This is a genomic window from Pseudomonas sp. Arb-4-2C (assembly GCF_055755015.1).
This window is the reverse complement of sequence record NZ_CM146899.1, coordinates 2,255,674-2,279,946: the sequence shown is the minus strand read 5'-3', so window position 1 is coordinate 2,279,946 and position 24,273 is coordinate 2,255,674. Positions and strand designations below refer to the sequence as shown.

At 60.2% G+C, this 24,273-nt stretch carries 26 protein-coding genes and 1 pseudogene; 16 read left to right on the top strand and 11 right to left on the bottom strand.

Going from position 1 to position 24,273, the window contains the following annotated elements; genetic code table 11:
* The first annotated feature begins 1 nt into the window (after position 1).
* Complete coding sequence (locus AC0J41_RS10155; protein ID WP_473015414.1) at positions 2 to 388, top strand: cupin domain-containing protein; 387 nt, start codon at positions 2 to 4, stop codon at positions 386 to 388.
* A gap of 55 nt (positions 389 to 443) precedes the next feature.
* On the opposite strand, the gene AC0J41_RS10150 is transcribed toward AC0J41_RS10155, so the two are convergent.
* From AC0J41_RS10150 to AC0J41_RS10135, 4 genes are all read right to left on the bottom strand, one after another.
* On the bottom strand, positions 444 to 1,166 hold the full coding sequence (locus tag AC0J41_RS10150) for a glutamine amidotransferase-related protein (RefSeq protein ID WP_473015413.1): 723 nt from the start codon (positions 1,164 to 1,166) through the stop codon (positions 444 to 446).
* 99 nt (positions 1,167 to 1,265) lie between these two features.
* Positions 1,266 to 2,468, bottom strand: coding sequence for an FAD-dependent monooxygenase (locus tag AC0J41_RS10145; RefSeq protein ID WP_473015412.1), 1,203 nt, complete (start codon positions 2,466 to 2,468; stop codon positions 1,266 to 1,268).
* On the bottom strand, positions 2,465 to 2,977 hold the full coding sequence (locus AC0J41_RS10140; RefSeq protein ID WP_025111579.1) for a MarR family winged helix-turn-helix transcriptional regulator: 513 nt from the start codon (positions 2,975 to 2,977) through the stop codon (positions 2,465 to 2,467). The genes AC0J41_RS10145 and AC0J41_RS10140 overlap by 4 nt, the downstream gene beginning before the upstream one ends.
* 124 nt (positions 2,978 to 3,101) lie before the next feature.
* Positions 3,102 to 3,665 carry a recombinase family protein gene (locus AC0J41_RS10135; protein WP_473015411.1) on the bottom strand — a complete coding sequence of 188 codons (564 nt, stop codon included), beginning with the start codon at positions 3,663 to 3,665 and terminating at the stop codon, positions 3,102 to 3,104.
* Between the two features lie 320 nt (positions 3,666 to 3,985).
* Between AC0J41_RS10135 and AC0J41_RS10130 the strand changes: the two genes are divergently transcribed.
* Both AC0J41_RS10130 and AC0J41_RS10125 read left to right on the top strand, forming a co-directional pair.
* Entirely contained in the window at positions 3,986 to 5,053 is a 1,068-nt protein-coding gene (locus AC0J41_RS10130) for a fatty acid desaturase (RefSeq protein ID WP_473015409.1), read from the top strand.
* Between the two features lie 55 nt (positions 5,054 to 5,108).
* On the top strand, positions 5,109 to 6,254 hold the full coding sequence (locus tag AC0J41_RS10125) for a serine hydrolase domain-containing protein (protein WP_473015408.1): 1,146 nt from the start codon (positions 5,109 to 5,111) through the stop codon (positions 6,252 to 6,254).
* 110 nt (positions 6,255 to 6,364) lie between these two features.
* Here the strand turns inward: AC0J41_RS10125 and AC0J41_RS10120 are convergent, their stop codons facing one another.
* Positions 6,365 to 7,249 carry an EamA family transporter gene (locus AC0J41_RS10120; RefSeq protein WP_473015407.1) on the bottom strand — a complete coding sequence of 295 codons (885 nt, stop codon included), beginning with the start codon at positions 7,247 to 7,249 and terminating at the stop codon, positions 6,365 to 6,367.
* Positions 7,250 to 7,357: 108 nt separating this feature from the next.
* Here AC0J41_RS10120 and AC0J41_RS10115 point away from each other — a divergent pair, with 108 nt between their 5' ends.
* Together AC0J41_RS10115 and AC0J41_RS10110 are read left to right on the top strand one after the other, a co-directional pair.
* Positions 7,358 to 8,134, top strand: a complete 777-nt coding sequence (locus AC0J41_RS10115) for an AraC family ligand binding domain-containing protein (protein ID WP_473015406.1) — start codon at positions 7,358 to 7,360, stop codon at positions 8,132 to 8,134.
* 377 nt (positions 8,135 to 8,511) lie between these two features.
* Positions 8,512 to 9,297 (top strand): 5'-nucleotidase, lipoprotein e(P4) family, encoded by a 786-nt coding sequence (locus AC0J41_RS10110; protein ID WP_473015982.1) that lies wholly within the window; start codon positions 8,512 to 8,514, stop codon positions 9,295 to 9,297.
* 79 nt (positions 9,298 to 9,376) lie between these two features.
* Here the strand turns inward: AC0J41_RS10110 and AC0J41_RS10105 are convergent.
* Positions 9,377 to 9,481 (bottom strand): annotated as a pseudogene (locus AC0J41_RS10105) (VOC family protein); the annotation flags it as partial.
* A gap of 156 nt (positions 9,482 to 9,637) precedes the next feature.
* Here AC0J41_RS10105 and AC0J41_RS10100 point away from each other — a divergent pair.
* Positions 9,638 to 10,120, top strand: a complete 483-nt coding sequence (locus AC0J41_RS10100; protein ID WP_473015405.1) for a GNAT family N-acetyltransferase — start codon at positions 9,638 to 9,640, stop codon at positions 10,118 to 10,120.
* 27 nt (positions 10,121 to 10,147) lie between these two features.
* Here the strand turns inward: AC0J41_RS10100 and AC0J41_RS10095 are convergent, their stop codons facing one another.
* Positions 10,148 to 10,804 carry an O-methyltransferase gene (locus tag AC0J41_RS10095; protein ID WP_473015404.1) on the bottom strand — a complete coding sequence of 219 codons (657 nt, stop codon included), beginning with the start codon at positions 10,802 to 10,804 and terminating at the stop codon, positions 10,148 to 10,150.
* 111 nt (positions 10,805 to 10,915) lie between these two features.
* Here AC0J41_RS10095 and AC0J41_RS10090 point away from each other — a divergent pair, with 111 nt between their 5' ends.
* A complete protein-coding gene (locus AC0J41_RS10090) occupies positions 10,916 to 11,554 on the top strand; it encodes a TetR/AcrR family transcriptional regulator (RefSeq protein WP_473015403.1) in 639 nt (212 codons plus the stop codon).
* On the opposite strand, the gene AC0J41_RS10085 is transcribed toward AC0J41_RS10090, so the two are convergent.
* The gene (locus AC0J41_RS10085; RefSeq protein ID WP_473015402.1) at positions 11,546 to 12,511 is read right to left on the bottom strand and encodes a bifunctional helix-turn-helix transcriptional regulator/GNAT family N-acetyltransferase; all 966 of its coding nucleotides are present in this window, start codon (positions 12,509 to 12,511) and stop codon (positions 11,546 to 11,548) included. The two genes, AC0J41_RS10090 and AC0J41_RS10085, sit on opposite strands and share 9 nt — an antisense overlap.
* 162 nt (positions 12,512 to 12,673) lie before the next feature.
* On the opposite strand from AC0J41_RS10085, the gene AC0J41_RS10080 reads away from it, so the two are divergent.
* Positions 12,674 to 13,672, top strand: coding sequence for a zinc-dependent alcohol dehydrogenase family protein (locus AC0J41_RS10080; protein WP_473015400.1), 999 nt, complete (start codon positions 12,674 to 12,676; stop codon positions 13,670 to 13,672).
* Between the two features lie 114 nt (positions 13,673 to 13,786).
* Here AC0J41_RS10080 and AC0J41_RS10075 read toward each other — a convergent pair whose 3' ends face one another.
* Both AC0J41_RS10075 and AC0J41_RS10070 read right to left on the bottom strand, forming a co-directional pair.
* Positions 13,787 to 14,128, bottom strand: a complete 342-nt coding sequence (locus AC0J41_RS10075) for a hypothetical protein (RefSeq protein ID WP_025111567.1) — start codon at positions 14,126 to 14,128, stop codon at positions 13,787 to 13,789.
* Positions 14,129 to 14,215: 87 nt separating this feature from the next.
* A complete protein-coding gene (locus AC0J41_RS10070) occupies positions 14,216 to 14,860 on the bottom strand; it encodes a hypothetical protein (protein ID WP_025111566.1) in 645 nt (214 codons plus the stop codon).
* A gap of 170 nt (positions 14,861 to 15,030) precedes the next feature.
* Between AC0J41_RS10070 and AC0J41_RS10065 the strand changes: the two genes are divergently transcribed.
* From AC0J41_RS10065 to AC0J41_RS10035, 7 genes are all read left to right on the top strand, one after another.
* Positions 15,031 to 15,279 (top strand): hypothetical protein, encoded by a 249-nt coding sequence (locus AC0J41_RS10065; RefSeq protein WP_473015398.1) that lies wholly within the window; start codon positions 15,031 to 15,033, stop codon positions 15,277 to 15,279.
* A gap of 55 nt (positions 15,280 to 15,334) precedes the next feature.
* A complete protein-coding gene (ahr, locus tag AC0J41_RS10060; protein ID WP_473015397.1) occupies positions 15,335 to 16,363 on the top strand; it encodes an NADPH-dependent aldehyde reductase Ahr in 1,029 nt (342 codons plus the stop codon).
* Between the two features lie 107 nt (positions 16,364 to 16,470).
* The gene (locus tag AC0J41_RS10055) at positions 16,471 to 17,628 is read left to right on the top strand and encodes a GGDEF domain-containing protein (protein WP_473015395.1); all 1,158 of its coding nucleotides are present in this window, start codon (positions 16,471 to 16,473) and stop codon (positions 17,626 to 17,628) included.
* 8 nt (positions 17,629 to 17,636) lie between these two features.
* Positions 17,637 to 18,137: a PaaI family thioesterase gene (locus AC0J41_RS10050; protein ID WP_473015394.1), complete on the top strand. Its 501-nt coding sequence runs from the start codon at positions 17,637 to 17,639 to the stop codon at positions 18,135 to 18,137.
* An 86-nt stretch (positions 18,138 to 18,223) separates the two neighbouring features.
* Positions 18,224 to 19,087: an AraC family transcriptional regulator gene (locus tag AC0J41_RS10045; protein WP_371262581.1), complete on the top strand. Its 864-nt coding sequence runs from the start codon at positions 18,224 to 18,226 to the stop codon at positions 19,085 to 19,087.
* Between the two features lie 87 nt (positions 19,088 to 19,174).
* Positions 19,175 to 20,719: a methyltransferase regulatory domain-containing protein gene (locus AC0J41_RS10040; protein ID WP_473015392.1), complete on the top strand. Its 1,545-nt coding sequence runs from the start codon at positions 19,175 to 19,177 to the stop codon at positions 20,717 to 20,719.
* 225 nt (positions 20,720 to 20,944) lie between these two features.
* On the top strand, positions 20,945 to 23,074 hold the full coding sequence (locus AC0J41_RS10035) for a TonB-dependent receptor family protein (protein ID WP_473015391.1): 2,130 nt from the start codon (positions 20,945 to 20,947) through the stop codon (positions 23,072 to 23,074).
* Positions 23,075 to 23,111: 37 nt separating this feature from the next.
* Here the strand turns inward: AC0J41_RS10035 and AC0J41_RS10030 are convergent, their stop codons facing one another.
* Positions 23,112 to 23,480: a lysozyme inhibitor LprI family protein gene (locus AC0J41_RS10030; RefSeq protein WP_473015389.1), complete on the bottom strand. Its 369-nt coding sequence runs from the start codon at positions 23,478 to 23,480 to the stop codon at positions 23,112 to 23,114.
* Positions 23,481 to 23,521: 41 nt separating this feature from the next.
* Here AC0J41_RS10030 and AC0J41_RS10025 point away from each other — a divergent pair, with 41 nt between their 5' ends.
* Positions 23,522 to 23,752, top strand: a complete 231-nt coding sequence (locus tag AC0J41_RS10025) for a hypothetical protein (protein WP_473015388.1) — start codon at positions 23,522 to 23,524, stop codon at positions 23,750 to 23,752.
* Positions 23,753 to 24,273 lie beyond the last annotated feature (521 nt).

Below are 24,273 nucleotides of genomic sequence, written 5' to 3'. Positions count from 1 at the left end.
CATGCCACACACCCGCAAAGAACCGAGTCTGCACGCCATCAATCTGGCGCAAAAAGCCGCACTGATCGACCAGCAATGGAGCCCGCGAGTGGTCGCCGAAATGAATGACTACCAGTTCAAGGTGGTTCGCATCGAAGGTGAGTTCATCTGGCACTCCCACCCGGAAACCGATGAAGCCTTTATCGTGATCGAAGGCACGCTGCGGATCGATCTGCCCCATGGCAGCGTCTACATCGGACCAGGTGAGTTGTACGTCGTGCCACGCGGGATCGAGCATCGGACGGCAGCAGAGGGAGAAGCGCGATTGATGATGATCGAGCCTCGGGGCGTACGTAACACCGGGCACGAAGGTGGGGAGCGCACGGCGGACAACGACGTCTGGATCTGAACAGAATGCGCCGTGAAACCGTGGCTTGACGGCGCCTTTGATGAGTTTTCCAGCCCTAGCGTTGCCGCTGATACTGTGCCACCAACTGGTCGAGAAACTCGAAGAGCTTGAGGTTCATCTCCTCATAGACATTGGTTCGAAGCGCCGCCGGCTGCTGCACGAATCGACGTCCAGTCGCCGCTGCCAACTCGTCGCCGGACGCGCCAATCAAGGACTCCACGGCATCCGCCGTGAACTCCATGTGGCACTGAAAGCCGTAGACCAGATCGCTGTACTCGACAATCTGTCGCGGGCAACCTTCACTTGCGGCGAGGATCTTCGCATCCGCCGTCAGCCCCGGCATATCGTTGTGCCAATGCCCTACCTCCAGCACATCGCCGAAGTGCGCCACCTTCGCATTGCCCTTCCCCGCCTCCGTCAGCCTGATCGCAAACTTGCCGATTTCCTTTTCCGGGCTGTGACCGTGTGCAGCCCCCAGCGCCTCACCCACCAGTTGCGCCCCCAGGCAGACGCCCACTACCGCTTTGTTCGCCTTGATGGCTTTAGCGATCAATCCGCACTCGGCAGCCGCGTCGAAATGCGGGCATTCCTCAAGCGTAGTCGCCGGCGATTGCGGGCCACCCAGCACCACCAGCAGGTCAATGCTCTCCACGCTTTCGGGCAAGGCATCGAACGCGTGGACATGCGAATAGCTTGCCTTGTACCTTCGCTGCAGAATCCAGGTCTCATAGGCACCGGGCAACTCGAATGCTTCGTGAACCACGAAATGAACGTTCATTGAAAATCCTTGATGGGAGGCGCGATGGAGCGACACGCAAAAGACTATATGACACACAGTGTCATTAGCAAGCCTGGCTTTCGGCCGGAAACGCTCCCGCTACATGCCCTGCGGATCTTCATAATTCGGCAGGTCGATTGCGTCAGCCTTCGGTGAAAGAATCTTTGCGAACAAGCTCCTCAACCCCGGTGCGGTGGCCATCCTCAACACTGCGTGGCCGAGTGCAATGCCCAGACGTGAATGTGGCGATGCCAGTCTCGGCGCGAACCCGGGCACGCTTTGCGCCTGCGTCACGTAAGGACGCAGGCGCTTTTCGTAAGCCGCGAACGCTTGGGTGTGGTCGGCGTGGCGGCCCAGTTCACCGGCCAGCACATACGCGCCGCACAATCCCAGGCTCGTGCCCATGCCGCTGATGGGCGAGGCACAATAGGCTGCATCGCCCACCAGCGCGATGCGCCCCTTGGACCAACGGGGCATCTTGACCTGCCCCACTGCGTCCAGATAAAGGTCGGTTGCATCCTCCAGCGCAGCGAGCACGCGAGGCGTCTCCCAACCGGCATCGGCGAACATGTGCTTGAGCAACGACACCTGCTGATCCTTCGGCAGTTTCTCGTACCCGCTCGGCGCTTGCTGGAAAGACAAAAAGGCCCGCGTGGTGCCCAGATTATCCGGGCGCAAACACACACAGCGGCCGCCGGGGATGTTGTACCAACGCATGACCTGACCATCGCTCGGCTGCCGAGGCACGGTGAAATAGGCGGTGTAGAGATTCAGGAGGCGGCGCTGGACTTCATCGCCAAATACCTGATTGCGCGTCGCCGAGCCGATGCCTTCGGCGACAATCACCAAATCGTAAACCTGCTCACTTCCCTGCTCGAAGCGCACCTGCACCTGCTCGCCATCGTCCTCGATGGTTTCGATGCTGTCGCCGAACCGATACGTGACCCGCTCCTGGCTGTGGCGGATCAAGAGTTTGGCGAGTTCGCCGCGCAGGATTTCCAGTTCGGCGATAGGGCCGTCACCCTCAAACGCATCCACATCAATGAACGCTTTGGTCTGATTGCCCCGGTCAACAAAGGCGATGCCCTGCTCATGGGTCGTGTTCGCCCGGATCTGGCCCTCAAGCCCCATACGCTGAACGACGATACGACCGGCACCCCGCACGTCGATCGTCTGCCCGCCATCGCGAAACGCCGGCGCCCTCTCGACCACGGTGACGTCCATGCCCTGCCGGGACAGCCAATAGGCCAGGGCAGGCCCGGCGATGCTTGCTCCGCTCACCAGCACTTTTTTTGCTTTCATCGCGCGCCCTGCTGTTCAGCGTCAGGATCAGCGCTACCGGGCAAGGTACTGCGGTAGACCTCGATCACCTGCCCGAGAAACCCCTCGACCACCGCGCGCTCCCGCCCTTCGAGCGCGCCGAGCACAGCGCTCAGGCCATTGAGCATTGGCGCGACATGCCGATAAGCCTGCGCCACCGACTCGGCTACGGGACAGACCAGCACCCGACGCTTGTCATCGAGCTGGCGCTCACGGACCACATGCCCGGCGCGCTCCAGTCGGTCGATGACTTGAGTAATGCCTGCGGTGGTCACAGAAAGCCGCGCTGCAAGCTCGGTGGGTGGCAGCGGTCCGTCCGTGATCAGGTGCTCCAGCGCGGCCATGTCGGTCTGATTGATGCCCAGGGCCATGCCCAGATGGCTCGCCGATTTTCGGGTCAGGATAGCGATCTGCTGCAGCTGCTGGCCGACGGTGTCGCTGGCGATTTGCAGATTGCGTGGGTCTTCGGCGGGGGGTGAAGGTGACTTCATGCTTAGCGGCTATCCAGAATTTCGAGGCTGATCGTGATGAGAAAAGCCAAGCTAACATATAGCTAACTTGCTTAGCTAGTTTCCGAAGCCGGGTTGATGAATGGCCCGCATTGCCGAAAAGACTCTAGGTAGGTTTCAAGTACCGATAAAGCGTCTGACGACTGATATCAAAATCACGTGCCAATCTGGATTTGCTTTCCCCGTTGCTGGCTCGGCCAATCAAACTGACAACCTGACTGTCAGACAGTTTTTTCTTGCGGCCTCTGTAGGACCCCCGACTCTTTGCGGTAGCAATTCCTGCGGCCTGTTTTTCCCTGGTCGCCGCACGCTCGAACTCTGCGAGCTGCTCCATGACGGCAATGATGGGCTCCACCACTTCAAGACAGTCATGGCGAAAAATCAGGCTTTCATTCAGAAACTCGAGCGTTACCTGTTTTTCCATCATCTGCCGAATGATGCTGCACAACTGTTCGGTGCTGGAGGTGAGCGATGCCATGCTGTCCACCACCACGGTGTCTCCGCATTGCACGTAACGAATCAGCCTTTGAAGGCCTGCGCGATTCACGGAATTGTCGGCAAGCTCATCGAAAAACATTGCGTCAAATACATCATGACGGCTGATTTTCTCTGTGTTGTCCTCGGACGGTTGTAGAGACAGCCGGAAATATTTTATGCGGTGCAATCTCATGGTGCCTCCTTGGCAATACTTGTACGCATGCATTTTATATTTGTACAAACTGTAACTAAATAATCAAATAATTACACAACACCTGTAACACTTGACCCACCCAAAATACACAGTTGCAAAGACGGGTACTTGCCTTATCATTTCAAAACCCGAAATGATTCTAGCAAGCTTTTTGGAATGCCGTCGATTTGGCACTTATTGAATAGCGCGCACGCACTTTGCGCGGTGTTTTTTAGCACCTGATGTTTTATCGCTCGAACAATTGACGTGACCGGCTTGACGGGACGGGTAACTCCCCGGCGCAAACAGAGGATGAATAAATGAATGTCATGGAAAACACCAGCCCACTTGAACGCCCTGATACCGATCAGGAAAAGATCGAGAATGTAACCAGGCGCATTACCGAACATGGCAATTATCTACGCAAGCGTTATCCGGTCCTGCAGTATCAGAATGCTCTTGGTGCGAGCGTCATGGCGTTTTCCCTGATAGGGATGGTCGTCACGGGTGGCCTCTACCTGGAGGGTTTTATCCCCGGATGGCTGTGTATTCTGGTCAATGCGCTGCTGACTTCGTTCATTCATGAAATCGAACATGATTTGATTCATCGTCTTTACTTCAGAAAACAGCCGCTTGCGCACAATGCCATGATGTTTTTGTGCTGGCTGGCCCGGCCGGGAATGCCCAGTCCGTGGCTAAGGCGCAATTTGCACTTTCATCATCACAAGGAATCCGGAACCGAGACGGATGTCGAGGCGTGGATCACCACCAGTGGCAATCCGTGGGGAATACTTCGGTTATTGAAACTCATGGATGGATTTGTATTTGGTTTTCTAAATGCAGTTTTTGCTCCGGGATGGCGGCAAAAGGTAAAATTGTTGGGCAAGATTATCCGCCTCAATACACCGTTCGGTCTTTTATATTGGGGATGCTGGTATCTGTTCCTCGGCTACCATCTGTATGTCTGGCTTGGCTCGATCATTGGACAGGAAATCCATAGCTCTGCTGCGACGCTGACGTTAATGAACATCATCAATAGCGTAGTTGTTATTCTGATCGCCCCAAACATGATACGGCAGTTCTGCCTGTTCTTTATAAGCTCAAACATGCACTACTACGGCGATGTTGCCCCACGCAATGCGCTACAACAAACCCAAGTAATGAATCCTTGGTGGTTGTGGCCGTTTCAGCTGTTCTGTTTCAACTTTGGCAGCACTCACAGCATTCACCACTTCGTGGTGAGAGACCCGTTCTATCTTCGTCAGATGACGGCACCTTATGCTCATAAAGTCATGGCCGAGGCAGGTGTCAGATTCAATGACTTCGGCACCTACAAGCGTGCGAACCGCTTCTCCATGGATCACTCTCACACTCGGTCGCGGGGGTGAATTTCCCAACAAACACTAATTGTTTGAAGCACTTCAAATAGGAGGAACTCGAGGGATGAAAGCGCAAGGGATGTGTGCCAAGCAGTTCGAAGCGGTCAAGCAAGCCTTCGAAGACATGTTTGATGATCCTCAAGAGCGCGGGGCCGGGCTCTGCGTGCAGGTCGGCGGAGAAATGGTTGTCGACCTGTGGGCCGGCATGGCCGATCAGGAGGGCAAGAAGCCCTGGGCCCGCGATACGCTGGCCAATACCTTTTGCGTTGTAAAACCCTATGTTGCGGTGGCCATTCTGATGTTGGTCGAGGCCGGCAAGCTCGAACTGGATGCGCCTGTGGCCCGCTACTGGCCGGAGTTTGCCCAAAACGGCAAAGCCAGGGTCACCCTGCGTCAGGTGATGAACCACACTGCGGGCCTGCCGGCACTGCGCGCACCCGACCATAACCCCATGATGTATGACTGGGAGCATATGGTGCGGATCCTCGCGGCCGAGCCGCTTTGGTGGGAAGCAGGAACAGACCTGGGGTACGGCACCACCACCTTTGGCTGGATTCTTGGTGAGTTGATTCGTCGGGTGGACGGACGAGATCCCTGTGTCTTCATCCACGAAGAGATTCTGGCCCCCCATGAACTCGACGTTCACCTTGGCGTGGACGACCAGGACTTTCATCGAATTGCTCGTTTCGACAGTGCCACGGGACGCGTTGGTGATCCGTACTCGCAAGCCTTGCGAACCGTGCTGAAAAACCAGCCAGCACATGTCGCGACACTCGCCTTCACCAACCCCGGGATGGTGCCTCGACGAACCAGTGATCCTCGCTGGTGGGCCTACCGTCAGCCGGCTGTGTGTGGTCACGGCACCGCTCATGGCCTCGCCGGTTTCTACAGCGCATTGCTGGCCGGACGCTTTATCGGTCGCGAACTGCTCAGCGAATTCACTCAAGAGCACAGTCATGGCATGGATCGGGTATGGATGCGCCCAATGCGTTATGGATTAGGCTGCATGCTGGAACAGCAAATCGACCCGACAGCTTCCCACGCCATGGGCCCGGACACCTTTGGTCATATCGGCCTGGGTGGCCCGATAAGTTTTGCCGACCCCGAAAAGCAAGTGAGCTTTGGTTTCGTTACCACGACCTCGGGCAGCCATTCGATGATTGATCCGCGCCCTGGCCGGCTCTCATCGCTGGTCTATGCGGCGCTTTGAGCGGGATATCCATCAGGCAGGGTGCGTGCTCAAGGCTACGCACCAGCCACTCTCTGCCCAGGCTCTTGCCGCAACGGGCCAAGGCCTCGAAACCCGATCCACCTGGCACCTCATCTGCCGCCGTTCAGGCGCAACGCCAATACCTGCAAATGCCCCGAACTTATGGCAATCGCCAACAGCACCAGCATGATCAACAGCCAATCAGTGGCACCTGGATGCTGGCCGAGGATCGCCATCGAACTGAAGATGCCAAACACCGGAATCAACAGTGACAACGGTGCTACCCGCGACATCGGGTATTCACGCAACAACAGGTTCCAGCCCCAGTAACTGAAATGCGTCGCGGCGTAGACCTGGAAAGCCAGTGAAAACAAGGTCATTGCATTGAACTGTGAAGGCAGCGCGCTGAACGGCGCCGAGCCATGCAACAACCACGTCAGCAACAGCAGCGGAATCGGCGGAAACAGGCTGGCCCACACCACGAAGGCGAAGATCTCACGGACCTTCGAGACCTTGATCACAACGTTGCCGATACTCCATGCCATTGCGCTACCGATGACCAGCGCCACACCGGCCCTCGATGCATCGCCGGGGCTGCTCACCACGATCCCGAGCAACCCTGCGGCTGCCAGCACGCTCCCGACCCATTGCGCCCGCCGCAGACGCTCACCGAAAAAAATCACTCCCCAGCCCAAAGTGAAAAATGCGCTGCACTGGATCAGCAGCGACGCAGTGCCGGGTGGCACGCCCCAAGCGATTCCGACGTTGATCAACGCCCACATCGCCACGCCAAAAATCAGCCCGTAGGCGGCCAGCCAGCGCAAGGCAACGCGCGGCCGTTTGACGAAAAACACCCAAGGCAAGGCAGCCAGCGCAAAACGCATCGCGGTCAATAGCAGCGGGTCGATGCCGGCAAGCCCAAGCTTTGTCACGGGGAAATTCAATCCCCAGACAGCCGTTACCAACACGGCGAGTAATACATGTTTTTTCTGCATATTCAGTCTTTCTCGACGCACAGCGGAAATGCTCGTGCGCAGAGAAATATGCAGGCAATCGATCTGGCCTGCTTTCCGTGGCAGGCCAACTTTCATTAGAATCGGGCCATGCGAGAAACAATCCAGGATACCTATCAGAATATTGCGCGCGATGCCGTCGTGACGGCGCGCGACTACGCCGACGGCGCACTGTTCCCGCGCCATGACCATCAACGTGGTCAGTTTGCGTACGCCGCCAGTGGTGTCATCACCGTGTTTACCGATGACGGCAACTGGGTCGTGCCACCCCAACGCGGCATCTGGGTTCCGGCGCAACTCCCCCACTCCATGCAGATGCGCGGCCCGGTCACCCTGCACAACACCTATATCCGCAAACACGCGGCTCGCCGACTGGGCCTGCCGGAGCAATGTCAGGTGCTGGACGTCTCGCCGTTGTTGCGCCAGTTGTTGTTGAAGGCCATCGATGTGCCCCCGCGATACTCCATTCAGGGACGTGACGGTCATTTGATGGGATTGCTGCTGCACGAAATTGCCGACATGCCCGCGCTGTCCCTCAATGCCCCGCTGCCGACAGACCCGCGTCTTGCGAGGGTCTGTCGTGAGTTTCTGGCCCAACCTTCGCTGGAGGTGAGCGTCGACGATATGGCCCTGCGCGCCGCAATGAGTCGCCGGACCTTCACCCGGCATTTTCGGCTGCATACCGGGATCAGCTACATCGAATGGCGACAGCAAGCCTGCCTGCTCGCAGCGATTGTCCAGCTAGGCAAAGGTCAGCCGGTGACACAAGTCGCCCTGGCGTTGGGTTACAGCAGCTCAAGTGCTTTCGCGACGGTGTTCAAGCAATTGCTGGGGGAAGTGCCCAGCCGTTATTTTGTCGAGCCATAGGTTCAGGGCGCATGATTGATAACGTTGCCCCCGGCCACAGCCGAAAGCCGTCAGCCATTAACAGCAGAAAACCACCGTATGCAAACACTGAACATGACCAACGCTACAGCGCCAGCATCGTCCGCTTCAATTGGAGGGCCACACCATGGACGCTATTGCCGATTACTCAAATGAACACCATCTCCAGCCTTTATTACAAACAAATGACAGGAATTACGCCCGATTAGTCCACAAACGCGACACCCACGTTGAGCCCGAATCCCGGCTGAGATAGAACACCTTGGCAGCATTGGCCGCAGTGGCTCAATCCGTGTTTTAAGGGCTCAAACGTGAAAATAAAAATAAACCAGATCTCCCCCTTGTTCCTCTCTCTACTGATGCTGCATGGCGCTCCCGCCTTTGCCGAAGAAGCCGCCAGCCCGCCATCGAATCTTCTGACCGCCGCCGTCGCCTGGAAGCAGACCGCCGCCGAGTTCGAGGCGCTTTATTACCAAGGGTTCAACATCGCCCGAATGCAACTGGATCGAGCGCTGCAGGCGCACAAGCCGGGCGATAGACCATTGGCGATCATCAGCGATGTCGACGACACCGTGCTCAGCAGCAACAGCTATTGGGGCTACATGATCAATGCCGACAAGGAGTTTTTCGACGACGCGGCCTGGGACCAATGGGTGGCTGACAATGGCCCGGTTGCCACGCCCGGTGCGGTGGACTTCCTCAGCTATGCGCAATCCAAAGGCGTTGAGATTTTTTACGTCACCAGCCGCGACCAGGGTGAAAAAACCTATGAATACGCCTTGGCGAACCTGCGCAAAAACAACCTGCCGGTGGCCGACGAGAAACACCTGACGGTTTACCGTGACAGCTCCAACAAGGAGCCGCGTCAACAGGAGATCGCCAAGGATTACGATGTGGTGGTGATGCTCGGTGACAACCTCAACGACTTCAAGCGCAAGTACTACGTTGCAGACGTCAAACAGCGCACCAGCCTGATGACCGAGGACAAGGAGCAGTTCGGGCGCAAGTTCATTATTTTCCCGAACCCGACCGATGGGCACTGGCTCAAAGCGATTTTCGGCGACTCGGAACCACCGGCCACCGCGCAGAATCGTGCGAAGTTCAAGGCGGCAGCGGGTTCTACGGCCTGGCAGCCCAAGCAGTAACTTGCTAATGCGATTGTCAGTCAGCGGGGGCGGCAACTAATGTCGTCCCCTGCTCGGCCCGACCGGGATCCGCGAATTCTCAGATAAACGCAGCCTCGACAAAGGCCTCCAGCGTTTTCTCTTGCAGTATCTCGATGGAAAAATGCCCGAAGCGCTTTGGCAACCAGATAATCCGTCTCCCGGAGGTGGCTCCCATCGAAACGATACTCATGGTAAGCACGACGCGATTGTTCATGTAGTCGGTTTCATCACCGATTTCCCCATTGGAATACCTTCCCGTCTGTGAGACAAAAGCCCGAGCCTTTCGAGGCAACCACGCCATCAAGGAGCGCTGCACCCCATGGATGAAACCATCACTTACCGAACTGCGACGGTCGAAGACGCACTGAGCATGTGTGAGCTGGGCCAACTGCTCAATGAGGTGCACCACACGGCCCGCCCCGACATTTATGCCCCGGCCACCGTGGAGTTTTCCCGCGATCTGCCTCACTGGTCAGGCCTTTTCGAGAAGCCGGGCCATGTTGTTTTCATCGCCAGTGTCGATGACCAAGCGGTGGCGTTTATCACCGCCAGCCTGTCGGCCAGCTCAGGGCCATTGATGCAGCCGCAAAACGTTGTGCGCATCGGCTCGGTGTGTGTCGCCGAACCGTTTTCGGGCAAAGGCATAGGGCGCGGGCTGATGGCGCTCGTGAAAAACTGGGCAGTCGAACAGGATGCTCAGGATCTGCGTTTGACCGTCTGGCCGTTCAATAGCCGTGCCGCGCGGATGTATGCGGAGTTCGGATTTGAACCCCGCGCCTTTGAAATGGGCATGCGTTTGTAGACGCTTGCCCGCTCGCAGAACCCTGCCTCAACCCAAGCGCATCGACAGTTCGATGTCGTCGGCAAACGGCACGGACAGGTAACCGTTCTGCGGTGCGCGCACGTAAGCCAGGTACTCCGGGCAATAGTTGGTGTTATCCGCCACCACCAGCGCGCCCGGTTTCAGGTGTTTTTCCACCAGGTTCAACACGTCGCCATACAACGCTTTGGCGCCATCGAGCAGGAGCAGATCAACTGAAGGCGGCAGGTCGCTGGCGAGGGTGACGAGTGCGTCGCCTTCACGGATCTGCACCAAGTCGCTGACGCCGCCTTCGACGAAGTGATGACGCGCCAGGGCGATTTTCTGCGGTTCGAATTCGCTGCCGATCAACACGCCGCCACCGTTGTCGCGCAGCGCCGCCGCCAGGTGCAGGGTCGACAGGCCGAACGAGGTGCCGAACTCGACAATCGCCTTGGCCCTGGCATTGCGCGCCAACATGTACAACAGCTTGCCGGTGTCACGGGAGACCGGCAGCCACAAGTCCTTGAGCATTGCGTAGAGCTTCAGGTACTCGGTCTTGCTGTGCATCAGGCGTTCGCGCTCCGCGCCGGATACCGTTTCCAGCAGCGGACTGGTGGCGGCGCTGGCCTGGTTGTAGAGGCGTTCGATCAGGCTCGCCAGTGGTTCAGTGGTCAGGGTTGTCATGATTGCTTTCCGTCAACAGGGGATTAAGATGCGAGCAATTCGTCGCATTTAAATGATGCGAGTGATTCACCCGATCCGCTATTCGCGTTTCCCCCGAGGCCCGAGCCGCCAATGAGCAATCGCCAGACCGCCCGTATTTCCTCACGCAAACAGCCGCAGCAGGCACGCTCCACCGATCTGGTCGCGGCGATTCTGCAGGCGGCTGTTCAGGTTTTGACCGAGCATGGCGCCACCCGATTCACCACCGCACGGGTCGCGGAAAAGGCCGGTGTGAGCATCGGCTCGCTGTATCAGTACTTCCCCAACAAGGCCGCGATCCTGTTCCGTTTGCAGCGCGATGAGTGGCTGCACACCACGCAGATGCTGCAGCGGATTCTGGAAAATCTCGAGCAGCCACCACTTCTGCGCCTGCGCACATTGGTGCAGGCATTTGTCCGTTCGGAGTGTGAAGAGGCACAGATGCGCGGCGCGTTGAACGATGCCGCGCCGCTGTATCGCGACGCCCCCGAAGCGCACGAAGTGCGCGCGGCAGGACGGCAGATCTTCGCCGCGTTCATCTCGCAACTGTTGCCCGAAGCCAGCGGGCCAACGCGCGCGGCGGCCTGCGAACTGATCCTGACCACGCTCAGTTCGGTGGGCAAGGATTTTTCCGCCAGCCCACGCGCCGATCTGGAAATCACCGCATTCGCCGACGGCCTGGCGGACATGTTCAGCGCTTACGTGGTGGCGCTGAATCAACCTTCAGGGTAAATCGGCTGCGTGCGGTCTGATGCGGGTGAACTGCTGTTCTGTCACGAGCGTGCCCCACTGATTGCCCTGCTCTTCCTTGCTCAGTTCGAAGCCGGACGCTTCATACAGTCGGCGCGCGGCGTCGAGGCCCTTGAAAGTCCAGAGCTGAATGGCGTCAAAACCCTGCTGATCACAAAACGCCACGGCCGCATTCAGCAGCTGCCGGCCGACACCGCACCCGCGGCAACCATCGTCGAGGATGAACCAGCGCAAATGCGCTTGCTGATGACCCAGGTCCTGCCCGTCGATCGCGATCGAACCGACGATGCGCTCGTTGAGGGTCGCGACCCAGATCTGGTTGCACGGCTGATCGAGGCGCCCGACGAACTCTGCCACGCCACTGGCGACCCGGCTTTCGAAGATCGCGCCGAAACCGGCATGCCGCGAGTAGTAATCGGCATGCATTTGCGCCACGCGGCCAATCAGGCCCGGGCGGTAGCCGGCGCTGATCGACAGGTTCGGCGTGAGTGTCTGTTCAGCGCCCAGGCGAATGCTCTTGAGGGCGTGGGCGTAGGTCGTGAGGCCTTGCGCCACGCTCTGTTGCTGCGAGGGATTGAGCGCCTGCAATGCCTTGTTGACCTGCGCCTGCCCGAAAGCGTGAATGGCGGCGACGGTCTGCCGGCCTTGCGGCGTCAGCTGCAAGCGCTTGACGCGAGCGTCCTCGGCGGCACGCTCCTGGATCTCGCCGGCCTTGATCAGCTTGCCGACCATGCGGCTGACACTCGACTTGTCCAGCCCCAGGCTTTGCGCCAACTGCGCAGCGCTCACACCGTCCCCTGCCTCGATTTCCAGCAACGCGTGGACACCCGAGGCGGAGTAGTCGGTCGCTGCCAGCGTGGCGCGCATGAAGCCCAGTTCCCGCACCATGGTGCGCGACGCCGTGCGGATGTCTTCGATCAACGCTGGGGCAATCGTCATGACCAATCGCCTCTGAAAAATGGTTGTACGATACAACCATAATCCGCTACCGCTGTGCAACGGGCCGACTACGCTGAGTAACAGCCAAACGCATCGGGTCGACAAATCCGGCAGCAGGTTCCACCATGGCCCCTTTCCTTGAAATGACAGCGAGGCGTTGTAATGAGCCAATCCACCATCCGCGCGTTGATCCTTGATGACTACGCCGACAACAGCTTTCGCGAAGCACAGATCGAACGCCCGGTGCCGCAAGCCAACGAGGTACTGGTGCGCATCGTGGCCAGTGGCGTGAACCCCATCGACTACAAGATCCGCACCGGCAACGCACCGTACGCCATGCCGCAGCTGCCAGCGATTCTCGGAACTGACATGGCCGGCGTGATTGAAGCGGTCGGCGCCAACGTCAGCCATCTGTCAGTGGGCGACGAGGTGTTCGGCATGGTCGGCGGCGTGCGCGGCCTGTCGGGGTCGCTGGCCGAATACCTGGCGGTGGATGCCGACCTGGTGGCGCTCAAGCCGAAGAACCTCGGGTTCCGTGAGGCGGCAGCAGTGCCGCTGGTGTTCCTCACGGCGTGGGAAGGTCTGGTCGACCGCGCGCACGTCAAGGCCGGTCAGAAGGTGTTGGTGCAAGGTGGCGCGGGCGGTGTCGGGCACATGGCGGTGCAAATTGCTGCGGCCTTGGGCGCTGAAGTGTTCGCCACGGTGTCGCCGGGCAAACGTGCGATTGTCGAAGGCTACGGCGCCACCGCCATCGACTATAAAAGCGTGCCGGTCGAGCAGTACGTAAACCAATTCACCGACGGCAAGGGTTTTGACGTGATCTACGACACTGTCGGCGGCCAGAGCCTGGATGATGCGTTCGCAGCGATCCGCCTCTACGGCCACGTCAGCAGTTGCGCGGCGTTCGGCACCCACAACCTGGCCACCGGTTCGCTGCGCAGTGCGACTCTGTCGGGGATTTTCGTGTTGCTGCCGATGCTCACCGGGATCGGGCGCAAGCACCACGCGGAAATCCTCGGTTACGCCACGCGGTTGATCGAGGAAGGCAAGGTCAAGCCGTTGATGCACGCTGAACGCTTCAGCCTCAGCCAGGCGCGACAGGCACACGACGCGGTGCAACAGGGCACGGCGATTGGCAAGGTGGTGATCGACGTCGCCTGAGCGGCAAAAAATCAGGGAAAAAAAAAGCCCCGCAACCGAATGAGGTGCGGGGCAAAGGATTGGTTGGTTGCGGCCAACCAAAGGAGCGCGGTTAAAACAGTTCGCAAGCCTGGGTCAGAGGCAATCCTGGGCAGCGCGTTCAAAGCTTGATGGCAGGAAGTTGGAGGCCAGCAAGTGGCGCTCGTAGATGAACACCTTGCCGCCGCTGCCGGCCTTGTAGGCTTCCAGCACGTTGTCCGCCGAGACTTTGCTCGGTACCACGATCCGGTAGCTGCGCTGCGTTTGCGAGACAGTCGGGTTCAGCGCACTGAGCTGCAGCTTCGGCACCACGCAATCGGCGTACTGCGCCGGGGTCTTGCTGGTCTGCAAGGTCAGCGTCGGGTCATTCGGCGCGGAAGCGCAACCGGCGAGCAGCAACGTGGCAACGGCCAGGGTCGGGGCAAATAAAGAACGCATCGGTGTAATCCTGAAAATAAAGGTTCGGTTCAACTGGCAGTGGTTCAGCGTCACGGCGCCGCCTCTGCCCTTTATGTTTTTGAGTATTCAGCTTGAAGCCACCAACGCCTTGAGCGAGGCATCGAACTGCTTCAAGGCATTGAGTTGCAGGTCACGTTGTTTCTCGATCTGCGCGGCAATCTCATGCGCCGCCTTGTCGTGTACCCAGACCGACGGGATCTGTTTCTCGACGGAGCCTTCGGCCTTGCCGATGTACTGCAGGTCGGCGTCGTAGAAACGCGCGATGAAGTGCGCTTCGAACAGGCTGTTCTGCTGGGTCAGCAAGCGGTTGAAGGTGTCGAGTTTCACCACGATGTCCGGATGTGCCTGAATCAGCGCATCGAGGTTGTCGTAGACAGTCACTGACATGAACTGGCGCTGCAGCGAGCTGAGCAACCAGTCGATCGCCAGCTCCGGATCAGAACTGCGCACAAAGGCTGCGCGAATCTGCGAGTCCAGCGCATCTTTGGCCCCGTGCAGCGCCATGTCGTGGTAACGCGTCAGGTACTGCAGGTTTTCCCGGGTGTTTTCGCTGTACAGCACACCCACGCTCTGCGAATGCTGCAACGTCGCGACGCTGCCGGCGATCGGTTGAAGATGACACGCACAGGCGTCGTCTGCGAAAGACGGTGCGGTGGTCATCACCCCGCCCATCAGCAGGGCGATCAGCGCCAGTCGGGTCAGTGTCTTCATCGCGCAATTTCCTTGAGCTGCGTGTTCAATGAAGGCAATTTTCCGCCTATTGCATACAAAGCTGAACTTGCGTTTCGTGATGGTCACTATTACTTCTAGCGATAGTTGCGCACGATAAAGACAGGTACACACTCATCCACAACGACCAGAACAACAGTGAGGTAGCCGATTTGAGAACCTTTGACCTGATCCGCGACGCGGTCTTGCCCGACTTTCGCGAGCGGGTGGCCGAATATCTGGTGCAGTACGAAAGCGTGTTGCTGGACAAAGGCATCACCGATGCGCAGCTCAAGCGTGACACCGCCAATCAGCTGCGCGGCTACCTGCGCGGGTTGAACACCACACGGGTATTGGGCATGGCCTACTGGGAAGAACTGGATCGACGGGTCATCGACACCTGGCTCGCGCCGGCGCCATGACCGACTAGACTTGCCGGGCTGCCAATGTCCCGTCAGTCGAACCGGAGGTGTCCCCATGAGCAACACCGAACCTGCAACTTTCAACGGCTGGGCCGCCACCGCTGCCGGCGCCCCGCTGGAACGCTACAGCTACGACCCCGGCCCGTTAGGCGCAGAAGACGTGGAAGTCGCGGTGGAATACTGCGGCGTCTGCCACTCCGATCAGTCACTGATCGACAACGACTGGGGCATCAGCCGCTACCCGTTCGTGCCGGGCCACGAGGTGGTCGGCAAAATCGTGCGCGTGGGTCCGCAGGTGCGCGGTCTCGAACTGGGCCAGCGCGTCGGCATCGGTTGGTACAAGGGCAGTTGCATGCACTGCTCATCCTGCATCAGCGGCTCACAACAGCTGTGCGGCACCGCCCAACCGACCATCATCGGCAGCCACGGCGGCTTCGCTGACCGTTTGCGCTCGCACTGGGCATGGGCAATTCCGGTGCCCGCCAATCTTGATCCGGCCATGGTCGGCCCGCTGTTCTGCGCCGGCTCCACCGTGTTCAACCCGTTGCTGCAGTTCGGCGTCAAACCCACCGACCGCGTCGGCGTGGTCGGTATCGGCGGCCTCGGTCATCTGGCGCTGCGCTTTCTCAACGCCTGGGGCTGCGAAGTCACCGCGTTTACCTCGTCGTTGAACAAACAGGACGAAGCCCGGCGTCTGGGCGCGCACAACGTGGTCGCCTCGACTGACAGCAATGCGCTGAAAGCGATTGCCGGTACCCTGGACTTCTTGCTGATCAGCGCCAACGCCGACCTTGACTGGACGGCGATGCTCGCCACCCTGCGCGGCAACGGCCGGCTGCATTTTGTCGGCATCGTGCCCAGCGCGATTCCGGTGCATGTGTTCGACCTGATCCCGCAGCAGAAATCCCTGTCCGCCTCCCCGGTCGGCTCGCCCGGGACGATGGCAACCATGCTCGAATTCTGCGCCCGGCATCAGATTCTGCCGCAGGTCGAGATGTTTCCCATGAGCAAGGTCAACGAGGCGGTCGACCATCTGCGCAGCGGCAAGGCGCGCTATCGCGTGGTGCTCGACGCCAGCCAGTAACGAAACCGTGCGGCGCCTGCCCGTGCAGACGCCGCCGTTCCTGCCAAAACAGGCCCAAACGCTTACAATCGCCGGTCTAACCGAACTTCAGACAGGCTCTTCAAGAAATGCCGCTCGATCCACCAACGATGCTGACCATCTCGATCGCTCTAGCGGCCGCTGCCGCGCTCTACCTGGCGGTCGAGTGGCGCAGTATTCGTGAGCCTTCGCTGCTGTTGTGGAGCGCCGGTTTCGCCACGATTACCGTCGGTTCCACCTTGGCCCTGCTGCGCAGCAACGGCTTTTTGCTGATCGGCATCTGGTTCGCCAACGGCCTGCTGGTGACCGCCCATTTCCTGTTTCTGCTGGGGGTGGCGCGCTTCACCCGGATTCGGCTGTCCCGGGCCTGGTACCTGATCTTCGTCACCTGGCTGGTGATGTTGCTGCTGCCGGACGGGCCGCTGTGGTCGAAGGTGATGCTGGCCGCCAACTCGCTGCTGGTGGCCGCCTCGACGCTCAAGGCCAGTCTGCTGCTGCGTCCGCATGGCAAATCGCTGAGCGTCGGCGCGGTGCAACTGCGCTACGTGTTGCTGGGCCACGGTATTTTCTATGTGGCCAAGGCCCTGACGGTGATGATCCCCGGGACACTGATCGATCTGGCCGCGTTCCGTGGCGAAATCATCCAGATCTCGCTGGTCGAGGGCGCGATGGCGATCATGCTGATCGCGCTGTCGATGACCGGCACCGAACGCTACCGGCGTGAAGAGCAGATCGCCCGGTTGGCCGCCCGTGATCCGCTGACCGCCCTTTTCAACCGCCGCGCCCTCGACGTGCGCGCCCCGCGCCTGCTGAGGGACGTCTCTGCGCAGCAACCCGGAGCGCTGCTGCTGATTGATATCGACAACTTCAAACTGGTCAACGACCAGTACGGCCACACTGCCGGCGACCGCCTGCTGGTGGCCTTGAGCGAGATGATCCGTGCCGAATCACCCGACGGCGCACTGGCCGCCCGACTGGGCGGAGACGAGTTCGTGATATTGCTGAATAACGCGCCGAGTGAACGCATCGTCGCCCTCGGCGACACCCTGCGCGATCAGTTTCAGCGCAGCGCCATTCAGGCATTCCCGACCTCGGAGCCGGTGACGCTGAGCATCGGCGCCACCCTGTTCAACAAGCCGCCAGCCAGCCTCGCAGCACTGATCGAGCAAGGCGATGCCGCACTCTACGAATCCAAGCGCGGCGGACGCAACCGCCTGCGCCTGACCGGACTCACCTCTTCAGGATGACCAGACCCATGCCCTGTTTCGACACTCCCCTGCAAGACCTCGCCGCCCCCGAAGGCGTCTGCTACGGCTGCGGCGGCCGCAATCCGCACGGGCTGCACGTGAAAAGCTTCTGGCACGAAGACGGCGTGCACGTCATGGCCGAACACCTGCCGGACGACAAATACTGTGGCTGGCCGGATCTGGTGTACGGCGGCTTGCTGGCGATGCTGGTCGATTGCCATTCCAACTGGACGGCGATGGCCTGGCACTACCGCAACGAACAGCGTGCACCGGGCAGCCTGCCGCGTATCGACTGCGTGACCGGCAACCTCGGCATCAAGTTCATCAAACCCACACCGATGGGCGTGCCACTGACCTTGCGCGCCAAGGTCGAGGGCGACGTCGGGCGCAAGACGCGGGTGATCTGCGAGGTGTACGCCGGGGATGTGCTGACGGCGATTGGCGATTCGGTGTTTGTGCGGGTCGATACCGGGCAACTGGCAGACGCAGCTCACGGGCGACAGGCATAGAGCAAACGCGGCTAGGCGCGACCCTGTCGAAAACGCAGAAGCTATCGCAGACCGCACTTCCCAGGAGTTTCCAACCCGTGTCCGAGCTGCCGATCCACTTCGCCTACACCCGACGCTTCAACGCCGTGCTCGCCTATATCGAGGCCCATCTCGAGGACGACTTGTCGGTGAGTACGTTGAGTCAGGTGGCGAACTTTTCGGTGTTTCACTTCCATCGGCAATTCAGCGCCTTCGTCGGCGTGCCGGTCTCGCGCTACGTGCAGCTGATGCGATTGCGCCGAGCGGCGCATCGGCTGGCCGCGCAACCGGAGCACTCGATACTCGACGCCGCGTCTGACGCCGGGTTCGAGAGTCCGGAAGCGTTCAGCCGAGCGTTCAGGCGCGACTTCGGCATGACGCCGAGTGCCTTCAGGAAGCAGCCGAACTGGCAGACCTGGAATGCGGTGTTCGCCATCCCTCACTTTTCCAGGAGCGTCATCATGCACACCAGAATCATCGATTTCCCAACCGTACGGGTCGCCGCACTTGAGCATTGCGGCTCGCCGGGTGAGGTTCAGCAAAGCGTGCAGAGATTCATTGCGTGGCGCATGCACAGCGGGCAGTCGCCCGTGGCGTCGAGTCGCACCTTCGGCATTCCCTACAACAACCCCGACACCACACCCGCGGAGGATTTTCGCTTCGCCATTTGCGGTGAGATTGACCAGGCCGTCACACCCAATACGTTCGGCGTGCGCGAAATGGTCATTCCCGGCGGTCGTTGTGTGGTGGTACGACACGTGGGTTCACCGGATCACATCGGCGAAACGATCTACCCGATCTACCGCGACTGGCTGCCAACCAGCGGCGAGGAATTGCGCGATCATCCGCTGTTTTTCCATTACCTGAGCGTGTATCCGCAGACGCCGCAGGAGCAATGGCAAACGGACGTGTACGTGCCGTTGCAATCGTAAGAGCCGCCGAGGTGTTTTTCCGCTTGTCGTGTGCAATGCCAACCCCTTATAAGAGCGGCTCTTTCTCTCGAACTAAAGGATGTACACATGAGCAATGCCTGGAACGAAGGGTATTTCACCGACGAGGGCTACACCTACTCGTACAGCCGGGAAATCAACCCGGTGTTCCAGCGCTTTTGTCTGTTGTTGCGTGGCTTTGCCACGCTGGAAAATGCCGGCGGCTATCACTGCGAGCTGGGCTTCGGTCAGGGCGTCTCGATCAACATCCACGCCGCCGCCAACCCGGGAAACTACGTCGGCACGGACTTCACGCCGTCCCAGGCGGCGCATGCCATCGCTCTGGCCAACGACTGGAACAGCCAGGCGCGGCTGTACGATGACAGTTTCGAGCAACTGCTGGCCCGCGATGATCTGCCGGCGTTCGACAGCATCAGCCTGCATGGCATCTGGACGTGGGTCAGCCGGGATAATCAGCAACTGATCGTCGAGTTCGCCCGTCGCCACCTCAAGCCGGGGGGCCTGTTGTATGTCAGCTACAACTGCTTCCCGGGCTGGTCGCCTTCGGCGCCATTGCGCAATCTGTTCAGCCTGCACAACCGCTTTGCCAGCCAGATTTCTACCAGCCCGGCCAAACGCATCGATGCCGCACTGCAGTTTTCCGAAGCGCTGCTGGCGGCCAATCCGAAATATGCTCACGCAGCGCCGAGCCTGGGCGCCCAGTTGAACAGCATCAAGGGCCAGAATCGTCAGTACGTGGCCCATGAGTATTTCAACCGCGACTGGAACTGCATGTATTTCACTGACGTGGTCGACGCCATGACCGCAGCCAAACTGGACTACGCCGCGACCGCCGTGCCGCTGGACACTGTGGCCCCGCTGAACCTGAGCGCAGAAGGCATGGACTTTCTCGAGGGCATCGAGCATCCGGTCATGCGCGAGCAAGCGCGTGACTACTTCGTCAATCAGAATTTCCGTCGGGATCTGTACATCCGTGGCGCCAATCGGCTGTCTGCCGCCGAGCACCGTGACGGCCTGCTGAGGACCCGCTTTGCCCTGTTGCAGACCGTTGAAAGCATTCCGGGCACGGTGACCGGTCCGGCGGGCGAGGCTGCGCTGCAAGCGGAGATTTACAGTCCGGTGCTCGCAGCGCTCGCCGCCAACGCCTGCCAGCCGAAAACCCTGCAGCAATTGTTGATGGCGGTCGGCTCCGTTTCGTATGACGATCTGTTGCAGGCCGTCACCGTGCTGATTGGCATGGGCGTTGTTGCGCCGTGCCAGAGCGAAGCCGCCGAACGACAGGTGCAGGAGCGTTGCAACACCCTCAACCTGCAACTGTGCAAGCGTGCGCTGTTCAACAGCAACATTCAGGTGCTGGCCAGCCCGGTTACCGGCGGTGGCGTGCCGGTCGGCCGCTTCCAGCAGTTGTTCCTGATTGCGCTCAAGCAAGGCATGACGCATCCAGGCGAATGGGCAGAGTTGGCGTGGGGCGTCATCAGTGCCCAAGGCGAAGCGCTGCTCAAAGGTGATCAGCCGCTGCTCACCGCCGCAGAAAACCTTTCCGAACTGACTGAGCAGGCCCAGGCATTTGCCGAGACATCGCTGGGCATTCTCCAGGCGTTGAAAATTGCTTGATCCTTGCCTGCGCAGCGACTGACGCGCAGGCAACCCGGGCGACTGGCCGCCATCGAAAGCGCCAGTCGTCTGCGTTTACCGCTCTGTGTGCCGTCATCTGAGCAGCCACACCGCTTGCCTCGCCCCGCGCCCCGCGCCCCGGCAAAAAAGCAAAATTGCCATGTGTTTCCATCGTTCCTTCTTGCGTCGCACTGTTCATTGCCCGTTCCTGTCTGGAGTTCCTCGATGCCCGCGTCAAAATCCCTGCCCACTGCCCTGTTGGGCCTCGCCCTCGCCTGCCCGGCCATGGCCGAGGAACCCAAAGGCATGGAATTGGGCCAGGTGCTGATTTCGGCCGAGGAACAGAGCGGCGCCGATGCCTCCGTGGCCGAGGCCGAGGCGCGCCTTGCGCAGGTGCCCGGCGGCACCAACGTGGTCGACCTGCGCCAGCCGCTGCAAGGTCGGGTGGCGAGCAATCAGGACGTGTTGGCGTATCAGCCGGGGGTCTACGCGCAGTCGGCGGGTAATGAAGGGGTGAAGATCTCGATCCGTGGCTCGGGAATCAACCGTGCACCCGGCGCTCATGCTTCGGGGCTGTACACCATGCTCGACGGCCTGCCGCTGACCGGCCCGGGCGGCACGCCCTACGAATTGCTCGAACCGCTGTGGCTCGACCATGTGGAGGTGCTGCGCGGCGCCAACGGCTTCGATCGGGGCGCTCTGGCGCTGGGCGGTGCCATCGATTACGTCAGCCACACCGGTTACGACGCGCCGAAATTGCAGGTGCGCTACGCCACCGGCAGCCATGGTTATCAGCAGCGTCAGGTCAGCTCCGGGCAGGTGCTGGGCGACTTCGACTACTACGTGTCGTTGACCGATTCGAACGCCGACGGCTATCAGGATCACACCGCCAGCGACAGTCAGGGGGTGATCGCCAATTTCGGCTATCGCTTCAACCCGAACCTGGAAACCCGTTTCTATTTCCGCTACCGGCAGACCGACAACGACCTCGCCGGGCGCATGACCAAGCACTCGATCGAGCACGACCCGCGAGCGGCCAACCCGGCCTACGTGTCGCGCGACGACAGCCGCAAGCAACCGGGCAGCACCTTCATCGGCAACAAGACCACCTACTACATCGATGATGATTCGAGCATTCAGACCGGGCTGGTCTACCACGACTACCCGATGGACCTGCGCGAAGGCCCGAACCGGCTGAAAGTGGCCTACACCGACGTCAGCGGCACCTTCGATTACAAGCGCCGCGACAGCATTTTCGGTATGGAAAGCCGCAGCACCGTCGGCCTGCGCACCACCAAACACCTGCCCAATGACGGCGCCAGCGAGTTCGTGCGCATCCCCAGCGGCAACACCGCCGGCTATGCGCCTGGCACCCGCATGCGTAACTTCACCTATCAGGGTTCGGACACGGTTCTGCACGTCGGCAACGACCTGGAAATCGCCGATGACCTGTGGCTGACGACCGGTCTCGCCGCTATCTATACCCGCCGCGAAAGCGCCGTCACCTACCCGCAAAGCGGCGGCAAGACCAGCCTGAGCGACTGGGACTACGCACCGCGCCTGGGCTTGCGCTATCAGCTCACGCCGGACCTGCAACTGTTCGGCAACCTCAGCCGTTCGGTCGAGGCACCGCATCCGTGGTCGCTGATCTACAGCTCGAACATCCGCTTCCCGGCCGGCAACGGTGCGGCGACCGGCACCCAGAGCGACCCGATCAAACTGCAAAACCAGACCGCCACCACCCTCGAACTCGGCGGGCGTGGCGACAGCGCAATCGGCCAGTGGAGCCTGGCGTGGTACTACGCGCAGGTGCGCCACGAACTGCTTTCGGTGCTGCCGGACGCCAACGCCGTCACGCCTTACGAACTCAACGCCAGCCCCACCGTGCATCAAGGCGTGGAAGCCAGCCTGCAAAGCACCCTGTGGTCAGCCGCCGACGGGCGCAAATTGAGCCTGCGCCAGGCTTACACCTTCAGCGACTTCCATTACCGCGACGATGAGCGTTTCGGCGACAACCGCCTGCCCGGCCTGCCGATGCACTACTACCAGGGCGAACTGCGCCACGACTGGCCGCAAGGCTTCTTCGCGGCGGTCAATACGCAACTGGTGTCCAAAGTCGCGGTGGATTACGCCAACAGCTACTACGCCGATCCCTACGCGCTTTTCGGCGCCAGCGTCGGCTACAACGCGCCGAAAAACGACTGGCAAACCTGGCTGGACCTGCGCAACCTGACCAACCAGCACTACGCCGCGACGGTCACTCCGGGGTATGACGACAAGGGCCAGGACGCGGCGCGGTCTACGCCGGGTGAAGGATTGGGGGTTTATGTCGGGGTGTCGTGGAGCCTGCTCTGACCGCATGAGCTGACCGTCACTCAAGGCATGCAGCGGGTCAGAACGGCCCCTGCGTCATCACCCGCGTCTCGATGATATTGCGCAGAGCCTCGACCCGCCGCTGATACAGATCCGTCAGACAACCGACCTTGGCGCCACAGGCCTTGCGGCTTTTCAGAAAGGCCTGTTGCTCGCCGATCAAGGCGTCGCGCCCGCCCATCGGCAGCAAGCGTTTGTCGAGGCTGAACAGCTCGCCCATGGTCACATCCAGATCGTTCAGCGCGCGGTTGGCGCAGACCACTTTTTCGTCCGCAGCCTTGGCCTTGGCGCAATCGAAGCTGGCGGCGCATGCCATTTCGGCGGCCAGCAGCAAACCGGCGCCGAGCAGCGCGCCGATCACCGATGAAATTTCTCGAACTCGCGTCATGTCGTGGTATCCAACGTGGTAAGCCAATGGAGGTATGAAAAATGAAAAGTACCGATGACAGCAAGCCTGCAACCCCTCACAACGCACCACCGCTCGACGCGGCGGGCAAACCGGTGGATGTCGTTCGCCGCGATCTGCAGGACGGCGACGACGACACCAGGGCCGTGGACGAGGTGATTACGCCAACCTCGATCCGCACCAAGGAACAGGAGGCCGAGGAACTCAAGCGTAAGACCGATGCGATCGAACGCAAGGTTGCCGACGGCAATTAGTTCGCCCAGCACCGGACAGCGCTGCTCGAATATGCCTGGCGGGTGCATTGCTTATTGCCAATGAATCCATCCGTTGTGTGCTCCTTTCTGTCCTACCGATAACCGTGTCCGCTCAAAGGCTTGGAGGCCTTGAGCGAGCACGCCCGGTTTACCGTCAATGTCCCGCGCACGACCGTTCGGCGCTTTCTCTGGCAGGCCTGCGAAATCGGATCTAGGGTTGCGTGGCTGGCGATATGCCAGCGACCCGCGAACGTCAGACAGACGCTCGCCCGTAGCGGCACTGGAAAAGAAATCAGGGATGGTTTTTGTGCTTGCGGTTCCCTCTGCGCTCTAGCCGAGCGCACCACTGATCCCTGCGTTTCGTTGTGTTCTATCAAGGACAGAAAGATGAACAACGTACCGGTCAATTCCTCTCGCCTGTCACTGCGACAGGCCACGCGCGACGCTCCGAAAGCCCAGCCCGGCGGCTTCGGCTGAGGACTCGCGCGCCAGCGCCGGTGTCTGCGCGCCGATGCTGGGCA

Bases quoted from the DNA above. Each gene is read 5' to 3' on its own strand.
- AC0J41_RS10155 (WP_473015414.1), top strand. From the start codon at position 2: ATGCCACACACCCGCAAAGAACCGAGTCTGCACGCCATCAATCTGGCG.
- AC0J41_RS10150 (WP_473015413.1), bottom strand. From the start codon at position 1,166: ATGAACGTTCATTTCGTGGTTCACGAAGCATTCGAGTTGCCCGGTGCC.
- AC0J41_RS10145 (WP_473015412.1), bottom strand. From the start codon at position 2,468: ATGAAAGCAAAAAAAGTGCTGGTGAGCGGAGCAAGCATCGCCGGGCCT.
- AC0J41_RS10140 (WP_025111579.1), bottom strand. From the start codon at position 2,977: ATGAAGTCACCTTCACCCCCCGCCGAAGACCCACGCAATCTGCAAATC.
- AC0J41_RS10135 (WP_473015411.1), bottom strand. From the start codon at position 3,665: ATGAGATTGCACCGCATAAAATATTTCCGGCTGTCTCTACAACCGTCC.
- AC0J41_RS10130 (WP_473015409.1), top strand. From the start codon at position 3,986: ATGAATGTCATGGAAAACACCAGCCCACTTGAACGCCCTGATACCGAT.
- AC0J41_RS10125 (WP_473015408.1), top strand. From the start codon at position 5,109: ATGAAAGCGCAAGGGATGTGTGCCAAGCAGTTCGAAGCGGTCAAGCAA.
- AC0J41_RS10120 (WP_473015407.1), bottom strand. From the start codon at position 7,249: ATGCAGAAAAAACATGTATTACTCGCCGTGTTGGTAACGGCTGTCTGG.
- AC0J41_RS10115 (WP_473015406.1), top strand. From the start codon at position 7,358: ATGCGAGAAACAATCCAGGATACCTATCAGAATATTGCGCGCGATGCC.
- AC0J41_RS10110 (WP_473015982.1), top strand. From the start codon at position 8,512: ATGCTGCATGGCGCTCCCGCCTTTGCCGAAGAAGCCGCCAGCCCGCCA.
- AC0J41_RS10100 (WP_473015405.1), top strand. From the start codon at position 9,638: ATGGATGAAACCATCACTTACCGAACTGCGACGGTCGAAGACGCACTG.
- AC0J41_RS10095 (WP_473015404.1), bottom strand. From the start codon at position 10,804: ATGACAACCCTGACCACTGAACCACTGGCGAGCCTGATCGAACGCCTC.
- AC0J41_RS10090 (WP_473015403.1), top strand. From the start codon at position 10,916: ATGAGCAATCGCCAGACCGCCCGTATTTCCTCACGCAAACAGCCGCAG.
- AC0J41_RS10085 (WP_473015402.1), bottom strand. From the start codon at position 12,511: ATGACGATTGCCCCAGCGTTGATCGAAGACATCCGCACGGCGTCGCGC.
- AC0J41_RS10080 (WP_473015400.1), top strand. From the start codon at position 12,674: ATGAGCCAATCCACCATCCGCGCGTTGATCCTTGATGACTACGCCGAC.
- AC0J41_RS10075 (WP_025111567.1), bottom strand. From the start codon at position 14,128: ATGCGTTCTTTATTTGCCCCGACCCTGGCCGTTGCCACGTTGCTGCTC.
- AC0J41_RS10070 (WP_025111566.1), bottom strand. From the start codon at position 14,860: ATGAAGACACTGACCCGACTGGCGCTGATCGCCCTGCTGATGGGCGGG.
- ahr (WP_473015397.1), top strand. From the start codon at position 15,335: ATGAGCAACACCGAACCTGCAACTTTCAACGGCTGGGCCGCCACCGCT.
- AC0J41_RS10055 (WP_473015395.1), top strand. From the start codon at position 16,471: ATGCCGCTCGATCCACCAACGATGCTGACCATCTCGATCGCTCTAGCG.
- AC0J41_RS10050 (WP_473015394.1), top strand. From the start codon at position 17,637: ATGCCCTGTTTCGACACTCCCCTGCAAGACCTCGCCGCCCCCGAAGGC.
- AC0J41_RS10040 (WP_473015392.1), top strand. From the start codon at position 19,175: ATGAGCAATGCCTGGAACGAAGGGTATTTCACCGACGAGGGCTACACC.
- AC0J41_RS10035 (WP_473015391.1), top strand. From the start codon at position 20,945: ATGCCCGCGTCAAAATCCCTGCCCACTGCCCTGTTGGGCCTCGCCCTC.
- AC0J41_RS10030 (WP_473015389.1), bottom strand. From the start codon at position 23,480: ATGACGCGAGTTCGAGAAATTTCATCGGTGATCGGCGCGCTGCTCGGC.
- AC0J41_RS10025 (WP_473015388.1), top strand. From the start codon at position 23,522: ATGAAAAGTACCGATGACAGCAAGCCTGCAACCCCTCACAACGCACCA.